Here is a 16,478-nt window from a genome sequence, read left to right on the forward strand (position 1 = left end):
TCACCCTTCGCCGGCTCAGTCGGCCGGGTCGTCCTTGCGGACGGACAGCAGGTCCTCGAGCTGTTCCTCCCGCGCCTGGGCGGCGACGAAGAGCAGTTCGTCGCCCGGCTCCAGGGAGTCCTCCCGGGTCGGGGTGAGAACCCGGGTGCCGCGGATGATGGTGACCAGCGAGGTGTCCTCCGGCCACTCCACGTCGCCGACCTGGGTGCCGGCCAGGGCCGACTCCTCCGGGAGCGTCAGTTCGACGAGGTTGGCGTCGCCGTGGCTGAAGCGCAGCAGACGCACCAGATCACCGACGCTCACGGCCTCCTCGACCAGGGCCGACATCAGGCGCGGGGTGGACACGGCCACGTCGACGCCCCAGGACTCGTTGAAGAGCCACTCGTTCTTCGGGTTGTTGACCCGGGCCACGACGCGCGGGACGCCGTACTCCGTCTTGGCCAGCAGCGAGACGACCAGGTTGACCTTGTCGTCGCCGGTCGCGGCGATGACGACGTTGCAGCGCTGCAGGGCCGCCTCGTCCAGTGAGGTGATCTCGCAGGCGTCGGCCAGCAGCCACTCCGCCTGGGGGACGCGCTCGACCGAGATGGCGGTCGGCGCCTTGTCCACGAGGAGGACCTCGTGGCCGTTCTCCAGCAGCTCGCCGGCGATCGAACGGCCGACGGCGCCGGCTCCGGCAATGGCGACCCTCATCGGTGACCGTCCTCCTTCGGGCCTTCGGCGAACGACGCCTCGACCTTTTCGACCTCGTCGGTGCGCAGCATCACGTGCACCAGGTCGCCCTCCTGGAGGACCGTCTGCGAGCTGGGCAGAATGGCCTCGCCGAGCCGGGTCAGGAACGCCACGCGGACGCCCGTCTCCTCCTGCATCGTGCTGATCTTGTGGCCGACCCAGGACGCGGCGGCGTGCACCTCGGCCAGTTGGACGCCCCCGGTGGGATCGCGCCACAGCGGCTCGGCGCCCGACGGCAGCAGCCGGCGCAGCATCTGGTCGGCCGTCCAGCGGACGGTGGCGACGGTGGGAATGCCCAGGCGCTGGTAGACCTCCGCGCGGCGCGGGTCGTAGATGCGGGCCGCGACGTTCTCGATGCCGAACATCTCACGGGCCACCCGGGCGGCGATGATGTTCGAGTTGTCGCCGCTGGAGACGGCCGCGAACGCGCCGGCCTCCTCGATGCCCGCCTCGCGCAGGGTGTCCTGGTCGAAGCCGACCCCGGTGACCCGACGGCCGCCGAAACCGGAGCCCAGTCGTCGGAAGGCGGTGGGGTCCTGATCGATCACGGCGACCGTGTGCCCCTGTTGCTCCAGGGTCTGCGCGAGAGCGGAACCCACTCTGCCGCAGCCCATGATGACGATGTGCACGACCGTCCTTCCGAGGGTCAAGAAGTAAAGAAGTCCATAAATTTCTGGCCTGGCTGGGAACAGGGTCTCAGACCGCCGCCCAAGCTACACAGGCACGGTCGTCGCAGGGCACCCCCGTGCACCGTATGCGCGCGTCCGGGCGAGCGGGATCAGCGCCGGCTGATGCTCCACAGACTCAGGAAGGTAAGAACTCCCAGGCCTGCCAAGGCTCCTACGGCGCCGATGAGCTCCGCGGTCGTGTGCATGGACCCTCCGAGGGGCGACAGTGGGCGGGGGATTGTCATATAGACATGGCGACCGACGCGGCCGTGCAACCCGCAGCCGCCGACCGGCCGATTTCACCCGGGAGGCAGATGCGCCACGCCGTCGGCCCGCCGCGCCCGGGGGAGGGTGGGCGGTCCCGTGTTCGAAGGCCTACGATCCTCTGTTGTGTCCAAACTGACCGACGTGCCCAAACGGATTCTGATCGGGCGCGCACTGCGTAGTGATCGGCTCGGAGAAACGCTCCTGCCGAAGCGCATCGCTCTGCCCGTCTTCGCTTCCGACCCGCTGTCCTCCGTGGCCTACGCGCCTGGGGAGGTACTGCTGGTCCTGTCCATCGCGGGCGTGTCGGCCTACCACTTCAGCCCGTGGATCGCCCTCGCGGTCGTCGTGCTGATGTTCACGGTGGTCGCCTCCTACCGGCAGAACGTCCACGCCTACCCGAGCGGCGGTGGCGACTACGAGGTGGCCACCACCAACCTCGGCCCCAAGGCGGGCCTGACCGTCGCGAGCGCGCTGCTCGTCGACTACGTCCTCACGGTGGCCGTCTCCATCGCCTCCGGCATCGAGAACCTCGGCTCCGCGATCCCGTTCGTCGTCGAACACAAGGTGGCCTGCGCGGTCGCCGTGATCGTGTTGCTGACGCTGATGAACCTGCGCGGCGTCAAGGAGTCCGGCAAGCTCTTCGCCATCCCGACCTACGTGTTCGTCGCGGGCGTCTTCATCATGATCGCCTGGGGCGCCTTCCGCGGGGTGGTGCTCGGCGACACCATGCGGGCGCCGACCGCCGAGTACACGATCAAGGCCGAGCACCAGGGCCTGGCCGGTTTCGCCCTGGTCTTCCTGCTGCTGCGCGCCTTCTCCTCCGGCTGTGCGGCGCTCACCGGCGTGGAGGCGATCTCCAACGGCGTCCCCGCCTTCCGCAAGCCCAAGTCGAAGAACGCGGCGAGCACGCTCGCGGCGATGGGCCTGCTGGCCGTCACCATGTTCTGCGGGATCATCGTCCTGGCGCTGGTGACCGACGTCCGGATGGCCGAGAACCCGGCCGCCGACCTGCTGCACAACGGCGTCGCCGTCGGCTCCGGGTACGTCCAGAACCCGGTGATCACCCAGGTCGCCGAGGCCGTCTTCGGCAAGGGCAGCTTCCTGTTCATCGTGCTCGCCGCGGCCACCGCCCTGGTGCTGTTCCTGGCGGCGAACACCGCCTACAACGGCTTCCCGGTGCTCGGCTCGATCCTCGCCCAGGACCGCTACCTCCCCCGCCAGCTGCACACCCGCGGCGACCGCCTCGCCTTCTCCAACGGCATCGTGCTGCTCGCGGGCGCGGCCACCCTGCTGGTCGTCATCTACGGCGCCGACTCCACCCGGCTGATCCAGCTGTACATCGTCGGCGTGTTCGTGTCGTTCACGCTCAGCCAGACCGGCATGGTCAGGCACTGGAACCGGCTCCTGGCCACGGAGACCGACCAGGTCAAGCGCCGTCACATGGTCCGCTCGCGGGCGATCAACACCTTCGGCGCCTTCTTCACCGGCCTGGTCCTGGTCGTCGTCCTCGGCACCAAGTTCACGCACGGAGCCTGGGTCGCGCTGCTCGGCATGGTGATCTTCTACGGGACGATGACCGCGATCCGCCGCCACTACGACGGCGTCTCCGCGGAGATCGCCGCCCCCGAGGGCCCCAGCGACGACACGGTCAGGCCCTCGCGCGTCCACTCGGTGCTGCTGATCTCCAAGATCCACCGGCCGACGCTGCGCGCCCTCGCCTACGCCAAGCTGATGCGCTCCGACACCCTGGAGGCGCTGACCGTCAACGTCGACCCGGCCGAGACGAAGACGCTGCGCGACGAGTGGGAGCGGCGCGGGATCGACGTACCGCTGAAGGTCCTGGACTCGCCCTACCGCGAGGTCACCCGGCCGGTCATCGAATACGTCAAGAGCCTGCGCCAGGAATCGCCGCGCGACGCGGTGTCGGTGATCATCCCGGAGTACGTCGTCGGCCACTGGTACGAGCACCTGCTGCACAACCAGAGCGCCCTGCGGCTGAAGGGCCGGCTGCTGTTCACGCCGGGCGTCATGGTCACGTCCGTCCCGTACCAGCTCCAGTCGTCCGAGGCGGCGAAGAAGAGGGCCCGCAGGCGCTCGGAGTGGAACGCTCCCGGTTCGGTGCGGCGCGGTCCCCTCCAGGAGGGCCGGCCGAAGGAGCCGTCGGCTCCCCGCGGCCGGCCGGATCCCGGCAGTGCCGAGAGCTCCTCGGGGCCGGACGCGAACAACTGACCCTCGTGCCGCCAGGACCCCGCGTCCCGGCGTCCCCGCATGCTGGTGCCTCCGCGCCTCCGCGCCTCCGCGCCTCCGCGCCTCCGCGCCTCCGCGCCTCGCTGCCCCGGCGTCCCCGCGTCCCGGCGCGTGGTGAACGGCCGGACCACAGCCACGTAGACTGGTGGGCTGTTGTCCGGCCGTTCCTCGTTCGACGTTGTGGAGTCACCCCGCCATGCAGGCAGAACCGAAGAATTCGCAGGCGGTGTCGCTCGTCGGGCAGGAGTACGAGGTCGAGATCGGCCCCGTCGCCCACGGCGGCCACTGCATCGCCCGGACAGAGGCCGGTCAGGTCCTGTTCGTCCGGCACACGCTGCCCGGCGAGCGGGTGGTGGCCCGGGTGACGGAGGGCGAGGAGGGCGCGCGTTTCCTGCGGGCGGACGCCGTGCAGGTCCTGGAGGCGTCCAAGGACCGGGTCGAGGCTCCCTGCCCGTACGCCGGTCCCGGCCGCTGCGGCGGCTGCGACTGGCAGCACGCCAAGCCCGGCGCCCAGCGCCGCCTCAAGGGCGAGGTCATCGCCGAGCAGCTGCAGCGGCTCGCGGGCCTCACGCCCGAGGAGGCCGGCTGGGACGGCACCGTGATGCCGGCCGAGGGCGACAAACTCCCGGCGGGCCAGGTGCCCCAGTGGCGGACCCGCGTGCAGTACGCGGTGGACGCCGACGGCAACGCCGGCCTGCGGCGCCACCGCTCGCACGAGGTCGAGCCGATCGAGCACTGCATGATCGCGGCGCAGGGCGTCAGCGAGCTGGGCATCGAGGAGCGCGACTGGTCCGGCATGGCCTCCGTCGACGCCATCGCCGCGACCGGCTCCCAGGACCGCATGGTGATCCTCGAACCCCGGCCCGGCGCCCGCCTTCCCCTCGTCGAGCTCGACAGGCCCGTCTCCGTCATGCGGGTCGAGGAGCACGACGGCGGCATCCACCGCGTCCACGGCCGCGGGTTCGTGCGGGAGCGGGCCGACGGCCGCACCCACCGCGTCGGCAGCGGCGGCTTCTGGCAGGTCCACCCGCAGGCCGCCGACACCCTCGTCAAGGCCGTCATGCAGGGCCTGCTGCCGCGCAAGGGCGACATGGCGCTCGACCTGTACTGCGGCGTCGGCCTCTTCGCCGGAGCACTCGCCGACCGCCTCGGCGACAAGGGCGCGGTCCTCGGCATCGAGTCCGGCAAGCGCGCCGTCGAGGACGCCCGGCACAACCTCGCCGGCTTCGAGAGGGTGCGGATCGAGCAGGGCAAGGTCGAGAGCGTCCTGCCGCGGACCGGGATCACCGAGGTCGACCTCATCGTCCTGGACCCGCCGCGCGCGGGAGCGGGCAAGAAGACGGTGGAGCACCTGTCGTCGCTGGGCGCGCGGAAGATCGCCTACGTGGCGTGCGACCCCGCCGCGCTGGCCCGGGACGTGGCCTACTTCCGGGACGGCGGATACCGGTTGCGGACACTGCGCGCGTTCGACCTGTTCCCGATGACGCATCACGTGGAGTGCGTGGCAATTCTCGAGCCTGCCACAAAGGGGCTCTGACCTGCAGATTTCGCAGTTTGCTGAGGCGCGTTCGGGTGCGCTCGACGTGTTCCCCGACATGGACGATGTGGAACGTGTCCTGGTGCCGGGGGGTGGGTCTGACCTGCGGCTTCGTGGGACGTCTCGGGAGGTGACGGACGCGTTTTCCTCGGTCCGTGGAGGTGTAGGGGAAACCGTCCCGACGCTCATTTGACGCTGCTTCCGACGGCCCATCAGGTGGGTGGCACGCGGGCTGCCTGGTCATGACTGGCCCCGGCCCACTCGTCTGCGACTGCTCTGTCCCGCGTCGGGGCAGCCGGCCCGCTCCCCGTCGGGGCGGCCTCCGCCCGCCACAGGACAGGGGCGAGATCCACCGGCCGCCTCGTCGAGGGGCGGCCCGTCGCCGTCGGCTGACGACGGAAGGCGCCGGAAGACACTGGTCGGCATGGCGGCTCAGGAGGCCAGGGAGTGCGTCGACGGCGCTGAGCGTTCTCGTTCTGCCAGGCACCGGCCTGCCGGGGGCAAGGGCTCACGCCGTCCTCGGCGCCCCTCTGCCCTGCTGTCGCTGAGCGGAGGCGCGCTCAGGAGGGTGAGGGGAAGCGGGCGGCGAGCAGGGCGCGGTCGTCGGGGAACGCCGCTTCGGGCTGGTGGTGCAGGAACCGGTCGCACAGCTCGGTGATGCTCAGGCTGCTGGTGGTGCGGGCGAACTCGGTCAGCCTTTCCATTCCTATGGCGAGGTCCTCGCGACGGCGCTCGATCAGGCCGTCGGTGTACAGCAGCAGGGTGTCGGTCTCGGTCACGGTGGTGTCGGCCTGCCGGTAGCGGACGTTCCGGACGGGGCCGAGAGGCGGGGAAGTGGCGTGGTCGAGGTAGGCGCTGGTGCCGTCGGAGTGGATGAGCAGCGGCGGCGGATGGCCTGCCCTGGCGTAGGTCAGGGTGCGTGTCCGGCGATCGAAGACCAGGTAGCAGGCGGTGGCCATGCGGTTCGGATGGTAGCGGCCCAGGAAGGTGTTGAGCTCGTCCAGGACGGCGGCGGGGTCGGTGCCGCAGCGCGGCACGATGTTGCGCAGGGCGGCGGTGATCTGTGCCATGACGGTCGCTTCGCGCAGTCCGTGACCGGCGACGTCGCCGATGCTCAGGCCGATGTGATCGGAGTCCACGTCGTAGACGTCGTACCAGTCGCCGCCGACCGAGAGCAGGTCACTGCCCGGGGCGTAGCAGGTGGCCGACTCCAGACCGGGCAGCTGTGGCAGCTGGGGCAGCAGACTGAGCTGCAGGCGTTCGGCGACCCGGTGCTCGTGCTCGTGCAGCCCGGCCCGGCGCAGAGCCTGGGCGATCTGCTGGGCGACCGCTGTCACATGCTCGGGAGCGGTGGCGCTGAGCGAGCCGTAGACGATCAGCATGCCCAGGTGGACGCCGTCCGCCTCCAGGGACAGGGCCAGGGGAACCGCGTCCGCGGCTTCACGAGTGAGCGGGCCGTCCGAGGAAGAGGGCCGGTCCAGGTCGGTCCAGCCGCCCGCGCCGACCGGAAGGCCGTTGTCCTCCGGCTGTAGGGGCGGTACCAGCCGTGACGAGTGCAGATAGAGCTCCGCCGCGGTGGCCCCCAGGGCTGCCGGCGCCACCTCGCTGACAGCGCGGGAGACCTCCGCGAGAGTGATCGCTCCGGCCAGGGCGGCGGTCAGGTCGTACAGGCGCTGCAACCGGGCACGGGCGGCCTGTTCGGCGGCCAGCAGCCGCGCCCGGTCCACTTCCGTGGCCCGGCGGAAGGCCACCTCCCGGTTCAGCGCCTCCACCTGCTGGCTGAGCACGACGAACCGGTCCGACGCCCCGGCCTCGACGAGATGCAGCTGCACGGCCGGCTGCGGGCCGTCCCACCACGTGGCCCGCGCCCCGTGACAGCGGAAGCGCCGCGTGCGGCCGTCGGCGTCCTTGAGGACCAGCCCGCCGGGCACGGGACTGCCGCTGCGCAGCCACACAGCCAACTGCTGACGCAGCTGCGGGGTGTCGTCCGGCCGTAGATCGAACACGCTGGCGCCCGGGCGCAGCCGGTCGTCACAGCGGCGGGCAGCCGGGTTGGCGGCCAGCACGCGGCCGTCGGCCCCGCACAACAGCACCGGATGGGGCAGCGGTCTGGTGATGGCCCGGAAGAGGCCAAGGGTCATGGAGCCACAGCCCGGTCGCCGAAGTACTCACGGCCATTCACCGTCTCGACATCCACGTCGGGCACCAGGTGCACCACCACCCGGCAGCCCGCGTCGCCGCGCGCGATGGTCTCCTCCAACTCCACCCGCGCGTAGCCCAGATTGCGGGCGGCGACGGTGCCGAAGACGTTGGACGTCATCATGCACATCGACTCCCGGCCCACCACCTTCTCCGCGAACGGGCACACCCGGTTGCCCAGCACGATCTTCGTCTCGTCGTGCTCGATGACGTAGAAGTCACCTTTGATACGGCGCTTGAGGTCCACCAGCGCCTCGGCGACCTGCTCACCTGTGAGACGGTCGGTTCCCAGTGCCTTGAGGTACATCTCGTCGATCTGCGTGCCGACGGCCTGCCCCACCAGGCTGACGTAGCCGGACGCCTCCTCCAGACCGATCACCGACTCCAGCGACGTCGCCAACTCACGCACCAGAGTGCGCAGGAACACATCACGGTCCAGCGGAATCTCCACATCCGAAATCTGTTCCATGCCGGCTCCCTCGTCCTCGGGCCCCGGTGGCAGCGCGACCGGCGTGGCCTCATGTCGTGTGCGGCAATGATTCTGCCAGCGCACTCCAGCCCGTCACCACCAGTCCCGTCGACAGCGGCGATCAACCCTTCACAGGATCAGCCCGTCGCCCGACGGACACAGATGGTTCACCAGGCAGGCAGGGGTAACCCGACAGACGACTGCGACCGGCTGTACGCAGCGCCAGCCGGCGGCAGAGCAGGGCCGCCACCAAGGCTGGAGGAACCTCGTGAACAGTGAACCGACCGTCCCATCCTGCGAGTCGCGTTTCCCCGCTGTCACGGCGAGCATCGCGGCCGCCCGGCACTGGGTCCGCGACTGCGTGGAAGGTTTCGGCGGTCCGCTGCACCAGCACCGGGTGATCCAGACCGCCGAACTGCTCGTCTCGGAACTGATCACCAATGCCATCCGCCACGGCGTCGGCCCACCCATGATCCGGCTCACCTGGAACGGCCGGCTGCTGCGCATCGCGGTCAGCGATGACAGCGACCGCTGGCCGCGCATGCGTGCCACCAAGAACACCGAGCCCGGCGGCTTCGGCATGCAGCTCCTCGAACGGCTCGCGCACCGCTGGGGCGTCACCCCGCGCCACCCCGGCAAAACGGTCTGGGCGGAACTCAGTCTCGCTCCCTGAGCTCGCCCTCCCGCCAAGCCTGAGTCGGCATGGGCGCCGCTACAGGAGGACACGTACTCGGTCGCACGAGCTCCACCAGCTCACGTCATCGGGACCCGCGCAGGTCAGGCCCGGCCCGATTCCCTCGCGTGGCCGGAAGGGGCGTCCGCCGTGGCTGCCGGGTATCGTTCACGGCGATCGATATGAGCCGCCGTGCGGCCGAGCCCGGGGAACTGGGGGCAAAAGCGTGGATGTCGCACCTGGCGTGGGCGGGCCCTCCGCCGCGCCGCCACGTGAGGCGGTACTGCAGATCGATCCGTTGCCCGACAGTTCGGGGCTGGGGGCGATCGGGGAGATCAGCATGAACACAAGGACGGTCTGGCAGCAGGCGTTGCAGCAACTGGTCGAGCGTGGCACGGACGTGCATCACGTGGATCTGTCCCGGGTGCGATTCGTGGATGTGGCCGGCGTGACGGACCTTGCGGTCACCGCCCAGCGTCTCCCCGAGGGACAGCGGATCGTACTTCACCGACCTCCGGCGCAGCTGCCGCGCATCCTCGAACTCTTCTGGCCCGGGCTTACCGTGATCGAGGTGGCTGCGTGATGACCACAGTGCCCTCGCACGAGCCGTTCGTGCACCCGGCGCTCTTCTACGAGGGGACCGACCAGTACGTCGCGGGAACGGTTCCCTTCCTGCGGGAAGGGCTGGACGCCGGTGAGCCCGCGGCCGTCGCAGCTCCGCCGGATCGTTTGAAGCTGATCCGCGAGGGGCTCGGTGAGCGAGCGGCACAGGTCCGTTTCATCGACATGACCCAGGCCGGCCGCAACCCGGGCCGCATCATCGCCAACGTGCTGCGCAAGTTCGCCGACGCCCAACCCGGCGCCCGCCGGGTCCGTATCATCGGCGAGCCGATCTGGCAGGGTCGTTCCGCCGACGAGTACCCGGCGTGCGTCCAGCACGAGGCGCTGATCAATGCCGCTTTCACCGGGCGCGCGGTGACCATCCTCTGTCCCTACGACGCTGGGCAACTAAGGCAGCAAGCGCTCTGTGACGCCCTGGCGACCCACCCGGTCGTCATCGACGCCGACGGTGAGAGGCAATCCACCGCCTACAGCCCCGAAGAGATCATTGCTCGCTACAACGAGCCCCTGCTCGCTCCACTCGATGCTGCGGCCTGTACTTTCGCCGCACCGACACTGCCCGAGACTCGCGACTTCGCCGTGTCCCGGGCGCGGGCCCTGGGCGTGTCCGGCGTGAGCCTGGGCGACCTGGAACTCGCGGTGGCGGAGCTGACCACCAACAGCGTCGTCCACGGCGCCGGCTCGGGGACGCTGCGGATCTGGGCCGAGAGCGACCGCATCGTCTGCGAGGTCCACGACTGCGGACAGCTGACCGATCCGCTGGCCGGCCGTCGCCCGCCGAATCCCACGCGGCCCGGCGGCCGCGGACTCCTGCTGGTCCACCAACTCGCCGACCTCGTCCGTGTCCACACCGGCCCCGACGGCACCACCATTCGCTGCTACCTGCCCGGCTGACCACGACCAGGTAGCGAGCCTGCTCAACACAGCACGGGTATAGGTGCGGGAAGGCGGGGTAGGCGCTGCGCCGTCGGCCGTTTTGCAGGCGGTAGCGGTCGGCTCGAACTTTGGGAGGGGCACAGCATGGCGCTCATGAGCATTCCGGCGGCACTGGACGCACGAACGAGCGAGCTGCCGGAGGTCGCCGACCCCTCCCGGGTTGCGCCCAAAGACGCTCGCCAGCTCTCCAAGCTGTTCTTCGAACAGCTGACGGTCCTGGAAGAGGGCACGCCCGAGTACAGCTACGCCCGCAGCACACTGATCGAGATGAACATGTCCCTGGTCCGGTACGCGGCCGGCCGTTTCCGCAGCCGTGGCGCAGAGGAGATGGAGGACATCGTCCAGGTCGGCATGATCGGCCTGATCAAGGCCATCGACCGGTTCGAGCTGACGCGCGAAGTGGAGTTCACTTCCTTCGCGATCCCCTACATCGTGGGCGAGATCAAGCGGTTCTTCCGCGACACCACCTGGGCCGTACACGTGCCGCGCCGGCTGCAGGAAGCCCGCGTCCAGCTCGCCCGCGCCACCGAGGAATTGCGCAGCCGGCTCGGCCGCACCCCCACGGTCAAGGAACTGTCGGAGCTGATGAGCCTGCCCGAGGACGAGGTACGGGAAGCCCGACTTGCCGCCAACGGCTACAACTCCTCCTCCCTGGACGCCGCGATCGGCGGCAGCGAAGACGGCGAGAGCGCTCTGCAGGACTTCATCGGCGCCGAAGACCAGGCGCTGGGACTGGTGGAGGACTTCCACACCCTCGCCCCGCTCCTCGCCGAACTCGACGAGCGAGACCGGCAGATCATCCACATGCGGTTCGTGGAGGAACTCACCCAGGCCCAGATCGGCGAACACCTGGGCGTGTCCCAGATGCACGTCTCCCGACTCCTGGCACGGACCCTGGGCCGCCTGCGCGAAGGCATGCTCACTCAGCGCTGAGACCACCGGCAAAAGCGACGCCGGTCCGCAAAGTCCGCCGATGGACGTCGGCCAGAACCGGGCGACTGCGCTGCCGTCGAGGTGGGCTGTTCGACTACGTCGGCTCGGGTCGCTCGGATGCGGCCGCGTTCTCGGAGACGAGGGCGCACCGTGCGGATACCCGTCCACCGTGTGACCAGCGTTCCTGGCACTGCCTCGGAAGGGCGCCACCGACGAGTTTCCCGGGGAGGCGATGATGCCTTCTTTCCGTTGACGTTGAGGATGCCCGAAGCGATCGCGAGGGTCAGGTCCCCCAGTGCGGTGCGTGGCTTCATGGTGTCCGAGCCGGTCCAGTTCAACTCGGCCGCTACGGCCACCACTCCCGATGCCCGGTCCGGCCCAGCAGGCCGGACCGGGCATCGGGTCATAGGGGCTGCCTGGGTCACGCCTCGGCCACTTGCAGCAGCCAGCTGACCGGGATGTCGTCCTCGGTGTCGCTCGCGCTCTTCCTGACGCGGCCGATGGCGATCTTCTGCGTGCTCGTCGGGAGCTTCGCGCCGTTGTGGACCCGGCCGCCCGCCTGCGTGACGTTCAGGTCCACGGCGGCGCTCCAGTTGGACCCGTCGTGCCAGTTCACCTTGATCTTTGCATCTCCCCAGGCGGAGCCGAAGCTGATCCACATGTCGCCCGACCAGCCGGCCTGGTTGGCCGCCGGGACTGCCAGGACGATGCCGTACTTGTAGTGGATGAGCCCGCCGCTCTCAGTGAACGCGAAGCCGGGGGGAATCTCGCCGGTCTGGAAGTTCGCCATTCAGTGCCCCTTGCTTGTCGCTGCTCCGGTGCCGCGGGAAGCGACGCCGCACCGCAGCCCGCAGACCACGGCACGAACCACGCTAGGGACGCATTCAGATCCCCCCTCAACTCCCGCGGCTAAACCACCAGTTGGGGGGTAGTGCAAGCATGCCCAGATCATCCGCTCCGCTCCTGCGCTCCCGGATGCCCGCTGCTGCACCCCAGGGAGCGGCTGGTCCCTTCGGCCGTCGGACGGCGCTCAGGGTCTGCTGCGGAAGCGGATCTTGGTTGTGGATGATCACGCATCCTGGGCACGGTGAAGCTGCTCTCCGCCGAAGCGCGCAGCCCTGTCTCCACCGTCACCTGGTCCGCAGCGACCGGCGCCCTGGCGCTGCTCGTCCTCCAACCCACCGCCCTTCCCGCGCCCCGTGGTCCCGCAGGACGAGAGTGCAGGCAGGGTGATTACGGTGACCTGCACGGCGCCCGACGCTGACCTGCGGTCAGGCATCACCGATGCACCGGTGCGTCTACCTTGTCGAGGCCGACGAGCAGCTGCTCCTCGGCCTCGACCACCCCGCATGCCACAGCGCGCCGGTTCGCAGAATCCTGGCGAGCACAGGTGACTGACCCGCGCGCCGGTCGTCGGTCGAGCAAGCGGCGTGGACGGGTTCGCCCAGCATCGAGCGGTGGGCTCGGCTGTCCGAAGTGCTGTGTATGCCCCTGGCGCCGACGCCCGGCGGCATGGGCCCCGTGACTGTGACGCGTCACGAGCGTTAGGCCATTCGGTCACGGTCGGTCCAGCATGACGAGGGGAAGACACTGGCGTGGAGATCAGGGAGGTGCATCATGCCTACCGCCGGCGTGTGGTCTTGCGGGGTGTTGACCTGCGGCTTCGGGCCGGAACTCTGTGCGGGATCGTCGGGGAGAACGGTGCCGGCAAGTCCACGCTGCTGAAAGTTCTGTCTGGCGAACTGCGGCCTACGCATGGATCGGTCCGTCACAGCGGCCGGTTCGGCTACTGCCCACAGCACGTGGTCCTCAATGACGCGCTGACCGTCCGGCAGCACCTGACGTTCTTCCAGAGGGCCTACCGCCTCACCGATGTGCGCTACGCCGAGGAGATCATGGACGTGCTGGGCTTCACCGGGTACGCCGATGAGCGGGCCGGGGTTCTCAGCGGCGGCACGCGGCAGAAGTTGAACGTGACGCTGGCGCTCATGCACGATCCGCAGGTCCTGTTGCTGGACGAGCCGTATCAGGGCTTCGACTGGGACACCTACCAGCGGTTCTGGGATCTGGCCGAGCGGCTGCGGGACGCGGGACGCTCGGTCCTGGTCGTCTCCCACCTCGCGTACGACACCGAGCGCCTGGACGAGCTGTGGCGCCTGGAGAGCGGAATGCTGCGCGCGGACAAGGCGGGGGCCGCCGCGTGAGGTTTCACCTGACCCGCTTCGCTGTCGCCACCCGGTTCACGCTCCTCGAGCACGGCCGCAACCGGTTCGCCATGATTCTGGTGATCCTGTTCGTCCCGGTGTGGACCTCCCTGGCGTACCTGGCGATGCCGGACGCCCCGGCCCGGATGCGGCTGCGCGCCACCGGGGAAGCATTGGCCCCGCACGGCAATGAACTGACCGCGATCAGCGGAGCGCTCAACGCCGTCACCCTGATCACCGGTTTCATGATGTTCGCCGCCGCCTTCTCCGGCAGCGGCTTCGACCGCCGCCTGGCGATGGCCGGCTACCCCCGCGCCCACTTGGTCCTGGCGAAAGTCACCGCTCTGGCTCTGGTCTCGGCGGCGGTGGCCGCTTATGCCACCGCGGTCATCTGCCTGGCCTGGACCCCCCGCCAGCCTCTCCTGCTCGCCGCCTCCCTGTTCTGCGCCGGACTCACATACGGCGCTCTGGGAGTCGGCTTCGGGTCCCTGCTGCGCCGGGAGGTCGAGGGGATGTTCGCCATCGTGATGACCAGCATCATCGATCTCGCGCTGCAGAATCCCATCATGAGTTCCGGGGCTGACAACCCGGTCATGCGCTACCTGCCGTCGTACGGGGCCGTGCAGGCCAGTACGGCGGCAGGATTCTCCACCAGCCCGGTCCCCGGACATTTGGCCATACAGCTCACCTGGTTCGGGCTGGCCGCCCTTGTGGCCCTGCTGGGCTTCCGTCACAGCACCCGCAACTGCCTGCCGACCGCCTTCACCGTGCCGACCGGGCCGGGAGGCAGCGAGGCCGGCATTCCCGCACCGCGCCGAACCGCCAGCCCATCGGCCAAGGCGTCCGACACGGAAGCACACTGAGGTCCCGGCTCCCGACATGCGCATCACCACGCACTCCACTACGGCGGACTTCGACGCCGCTCTGCCGGCACAGCGACGGCGACCCGCCCGCCGGCCGCCCACCGGCGAAGACCCTCTTCTGCGGGCCGCGTACCGGCTGTGCCTGCGCACCACACAGGTGCACGATCCCGGGATCTTCGCTCTCATCCAGCTGATGCCGGCCGTGCTGCGCCCGCCCTGCTGGGCTTTGTGGGCGGCAGCGAGCGTCCTGGACGATCTTGCCGACCAGCGAGACGCTCAACAGGCCGAACGGGAGGCTCGCGTTCAAGCGTGGACCCAAGCCCTGCAATGTGACCTGGCGGCCGGCACCAGCACGGATCCGGTCCGCCGCGCTCTGGTGGACACCGCCCTGCGATGGCACCTGGACCTGTCCAGCCTGCAAGGCGCCGTGACCAGCACTCTCGACGACGTCAACGACCGTCGCTTCGCAGACTGGGCCGAGTGGCGTGCATGGTGCGAGGCACTGGTGCCCTGGGTCGACCAGGTACGTCACCTGTTCGAACAGGCCGGGGCGCCGATGACGCTCCGGCTGGACCGGCAGCAGGACTACAAGCGGTTCATCGACGGTGCTCAGCTCACCGACATCCTCACCGACCTGAGCGCCGATCTCACCCAAGGGCTCCTGCTCCTGCCGCAGGAGGCCCTGGACGCCTTCCCCGGCGCTGAGGACGACCTGCGACAAGGGAGCTGGAGCCCGGCCACAGCGGCTTTGGTCCGGGAGCTGACGGGTCTGGCCCGCCGGTGGGTGACCAGACCCGCGATGACCAGAGGCATGCACCCAGGCGCCGCCACCGTGCTCGACACGGCCGCCTGCCTGATGCGCGCCCAACTCGATGCCGTCGACGCAGCAGGCCACACCCTGCTCCAGCGCGCCCCTCGCCCCTCCCTCGTCACTCGCACCCGCATCCTCGTCCCCGCCCGTCTCCGCTCGGGCCTGGCCTGGAGCCTGACGCCCCTCACCGCGGCCGGACCCCGACAACCCGCGGTGACCGTGAGAGAGCCGAGCCCGGCAGCCGATGACGCCAACCTGCGGCCCCCACCAGCGCACCTCGACGGCGCCCGGCCCCCGCGGATCGCGGCCGACCGGATGCCCGCCCATGTGGCGGTCATCATGGACGGCAACGGCCGCTGGGCCGAGCAGCGCGGCCTGCCCCGCCCGGAAGGCCACCGCGCCGGCAACGCCGCCGCCCACGAGATGGTCTACGGCGCCCTGGAGATCGGCCTACGCCACCTGACCCTCTACGCGTTCTCCACCGAGAACTGGAAACGCGACACCGAGGAGATCACCACGATCCTGGAAGCGATCCGACGCGACCTCGACGAGGGACCCATCCGTAACCTCGACGTACGCCAGCGCTGGTTGGGCCACCCCGACAAACTGCCCGCCGAACTCGTCCAGGCCCTCCTGCGCGAGGAGCGCCGCACCCGCAACCGCACCGGCCTCACCCTCACCGTCTGCATCAACTACGGCGGCCGCGACGAAATCACACGGACAGCCGCAGCCCTCGCCCAGGCAACCCGTGCAGGCGCCATCGACCCCCACCTCATCGGTGAAGACGACTTCGCCCGCCACCTACCCCACCCCGACATGCCGGACGTCGACCTGCTGTGGCGCACCGGCAACGAACAACGCACCTCCAACTTCCTTCCCTGGCACACCACGTATGCCGAGTTGTACTTCACCCCCGACCACTGGCCCGACGTCGACCGGCGTGACCTGTGGCAGGCCATCACCGAATACAGCCGACGCCAACGACGCCACGGCGGTGCCACGCACGGAATGCGTGGGAGGTCGTGACGCTCGTGTGACGCTCCGACCCCTGTGACGTGGGAAGTGAGGGTAGGAATGCGGTCGTGACCTGGGGTTTCTCTGGCCCCGTTCTTCATGACTTGTTCCGATGACTTCGCACGTGGAGTGCGTGGCTATCCTTGAGCCTACCGAGAAGGGCGTCTGACCTGCTGTTTTGTACTCCGGGTGGTCAGTTCGACCTGTTTTCGCTCGCGGAATGCGTCGACTGAGGTTCGCTTGTGCAGAACGGTCTGAGCTGCAGTTTCAAGGGCTGGCGCGACTCTCGCGGGCGACGTGGCGA

General features: G+C 69.6%; 14 protein-coding genes. 9 read left to right on the top strand and 5 right to left on the bottom strand.

Annotation, left to right across the window (positions count from 1 at the left end; translation table 11 throughout):
• Nucleotides 1–15 precede the first annotated feature (15 nt).
• Together QF032_RS29115 and QF032_RS29120 are read right to left on the bottom strand one after the other, a co-directional pair.
• Nucleotides 16–693: a potassium channel family protein gene (locus QF032_RS29115; protein ID WP_307046547.1), complete on the bottom strand. Its 678-nt coding sequence runs from the start codon at nucleotides 691–693 to the stop codon at nucleotides 16–18.
• Complete coding sequence (locus QF032_RS29120; RefSeq protein ID WP_057575491.1) at nucleotides 690–1,361, bottom strand: potassium channel family protein; 672 nt, start codon at nucleotides 1,359–1,361, stop codon at nucleotides 690–692. Before QF032_RS29120 ends, QF032_RS29115 begins: the two co-directional genes overlap by 4 nt.
• Nucleotides 1,362–1,790: 429 nt before the next feature.
• Between QF032_RS29120 and QF032_RS29125 the strand changes: the two genes are divergently transcribed.
• Nucleotides 1,791–3,896, top strand: coding sequence for an APC family permease (locus QF032_RS29125; RefSeq protein WP_307046549.1), 2,106 nt, complete (start codon nucleotides 1,791–1,793; stop codon nucleotides 3,894–3,896).
• 214 nt (nucleotides 3,897–4,110) lie between these two features.
• Nucleotides 4,111–5,451, top strand: coding sequence for a class I SAM-dependent RNA methyltransferase (locus tag QF032_RS29130; RefSeq protein ID WP_307058040.1), 1,341 nt, complete (start codon nucleotides 4,111–4,113; stop codon nucleotides 5,449–5,451).
• A 560-nt stretch (nucleotides 5,452–6,011) separates the two neighbouring features.
• On the opposite strand, the gene QF032_RS29135 is transcribed toward QF032_RS29130, so the two are convergent.
• Both QF032_RS29135 and QF032_RS29140 read right to left on the bottom strand, forming a co-directional pair.
• Entirely contained in the window at nucleotides 6,012–7,592 is a 1,581-nt protein-coding gene (locus tag QF032_RS29135) for a SpoIIE family protein phosphatase (protein ID WP_307058042.1), read from the bottom strand.
• The gene (locus tag QF032_RS29140) at nucleotides 7,589–8,119 is read right to left on the bottom strand and encodes a methanogen output domain 1-containing protein (protein WP_307058043.1); all 531 of its coding nucleotides are present in this window, start codon (nucleotides 8,117–8,119) and stop codon (nucleotides 7,589–7,591) included. Before QF032_RS29140 ends, QF032_RS29135 begins: the two co-directional genes overlap by 4 nt.
• Before the next feature lie 268 nt (nucleotides 8,120–8,387).
• Here QF032_RS29140 and QF032_RS29145 point away from each other — a divergent pair, with 268 nt between their 5' ends.
• The 4 genes from QF032_RS29145 to QF032_RS29160 all read left to right on the top strand — a co-directional run bounded on the left by QF032_RS29145 (nucleotide 8,388) and on the right by QF032_RS29160 (nucleotide 11,282).
• A complete protein-coding gene (locus QF032_RS29145; RefSeq protein WP_307058045.1) occupies nucleotides 8,388–8,792 on the top strand; it encodes an ATP-binding protein in 405 nt (134 codons plus the stop codon).
• A gap of 226 nt (nucleotides 8,793–9,018) precedes the next feature.
• The gene (locus QF032_RS29150) at nucleotides 9,019–9,375 is read left to right on the top strand and encodes an STAS domain-containing protein (RefSeq protein ID WP_307046559.1); all 357 of its coding nucleotides are present in this window, start codon (nucleotides 9,019–9,021) and stop codon (nucleotides 9,373–9,375) included.
• Nucleotides 9,375–10,307, top strand: a complete 933-nt coding sequence (locus QF032_RS29155) for an anti-sigma factor RsbA family regulatory protein (protein WP_307058046.1) — start codon at nucleotides 9,375–9,377, stop codon at nucleotides 10,305–10,307. The genes QF032_RS29150 and QF032_RS29155 overlap by 1 nt, the downstream gene beginning before the upstream one ends.
• A gap of 126 nt (nucleotides 10,308–10,433) precedes the next feature.
• On the top strand, nucleotides 10,434–11,282 hold the full coding sequence (locus QF032_RS29160) for an RNA polymerase sigma factor SigF (RefSeq protein WP_307046563.1): 849 nt from the start codon (nucleotides 10,434–10,436) through the stop codon (nucleotides 11,280–11,282).
• Nucleotides 11,283–11,703: 421 nt separating this feature from the next.
• Here the strand turns inward: QF032_RS29160 and QF032_RS29165 are convergent, their stop codons facing one another.
• The gene (locus QF032_RS29165) at nucleotides 11,704–12,072 is read right to left on the bottom strand and encodes a hypothetical protein (protein WP_030895169.1); all 369 of its coding nucleotides are present in this window, start codon (nucleotides 12,070–12,072) and stop codon (nucleotides 11,704–11,706) included.
• Between the two features lie 805 nt (nucleotides 12,073–12,877).
• Here QF032_RS29165 and QF032_RS29170 point away from each other — a divergent pair.
• Genes QF032_RS29170 through uppS form a run of 3 tightly spaced genes read left to right on the top strand, consistent with a single transcriptional unit; the run spans nucleotide 12,878 to nucleotide 16,186 of the window.
• Nucleotides 12,878–13,486: an ABC transporter ATP-binding protein gene (locus QF032_RS29170; protein ID WP_307046565.1), complete on the top strand. Its 609-nt coding sequence runs from the start codon at nucleotides 12,878–12,880 to the stop codon at nucleotides 13,484–13,486.
• Entirely contained in the window at nucleotides 13,483–14,349 is an 867-nt protein-coding gene (locus QF032_RS29175) for an ABC transporter permease (RefSeq protein WP_307046566.1), read from the top strand. The genes QF032_RS29170 and QF032_RS29175 overlap by 4 nt, the downstream gene beginning before the upstream one ends.
• A 16-nt stretch (nucleotides 14,350–14,365) precedes the next feature.
• Nucleotides 14,366–16,186, top strand: a complete 1,821-nt coding sequence (gene uppS / locus QF032_RS29180; RefSeq protein ID WP_307058048.1) for a polyprenyl diphosphate synthase — start codon at nucleotides 14,366–14,368, stop codon at nucleotides 16,184–16,186.
• Nucleotides 16,187–16,478 lie beyond the last annotated feature (292 nt).

Source organism: Streptomyces achromogenes (genome assembly GCF_030816715.1).
Lineage (GTDB): Bacteria > Actinomycetota > Actinomycetes > Streptomycetales > Streptomycetaceae > Streptomyces > Streptomyces achromogenes_A.

What these genes read in the sequence shown, in the direction of transcription:
- QF032_RS29115 (WP_307046547.1), bottom strand. Translation starts at nt 693, where the DNA reads ATGAGGGTCGCCATTGCCGGAGCCGGCGCCGTCGGCCGTTCGATCGCC.
- QF032_RS29130 (WP_307058040.1), top strand. Translation starts at nt 4,111, where the DNA reads ATGCAGGCAGAACCGAAGAATTCGCAGGCGGTGTCGCTCGTCGGGCAG.
- QF032_RS29135 (WP_307058042.1), bottom strand. Translation starts at nt 7,592, where the DNA reads ATGACCCTTGGCCTCTTCCGGGCCATCACCAGACCGCTGCCCCATCCG.
- QF032_RS29140 (WP_307058043.1), bottom strand. Translation starts at nt 8,119, where the DNA reads ATGGAACAGATTTCGGATGTGGAGATTCCGCTGGACCGTGATGTGTTC.
- QF032_RS29155 (WP_307058046.1), top strand. Translation starts at nt 9,375, where the DNA reads ATGACCACAGTGCCCTCGCACGAGCCGTTCGTGCACCCGGCGCTCTTC.
- QF032_RS29160 (WP_307046563.1), top strand. Translation starts at nt 10,434, where the DNA reads ATGGCGCTCATGAGCATTCCGGCGGCACTGGACGCACGAACGAGCGAG.
- QF032_RS29165 (WP_030895169.1), bottom strand. Translation starts at nt 12,072, where the DNA reads ATGGCGAACTTCCAGACCGGCGAGATTCCCCCCGGCTTCGCGTTCACT.
- uppS (WP_307058048.1), top strand. Translation starts at nt 14,366, where the DNA reads ATGCGCATCACCACGCACTCCACTACGGCGGACTTCGACGCCGCTCTG.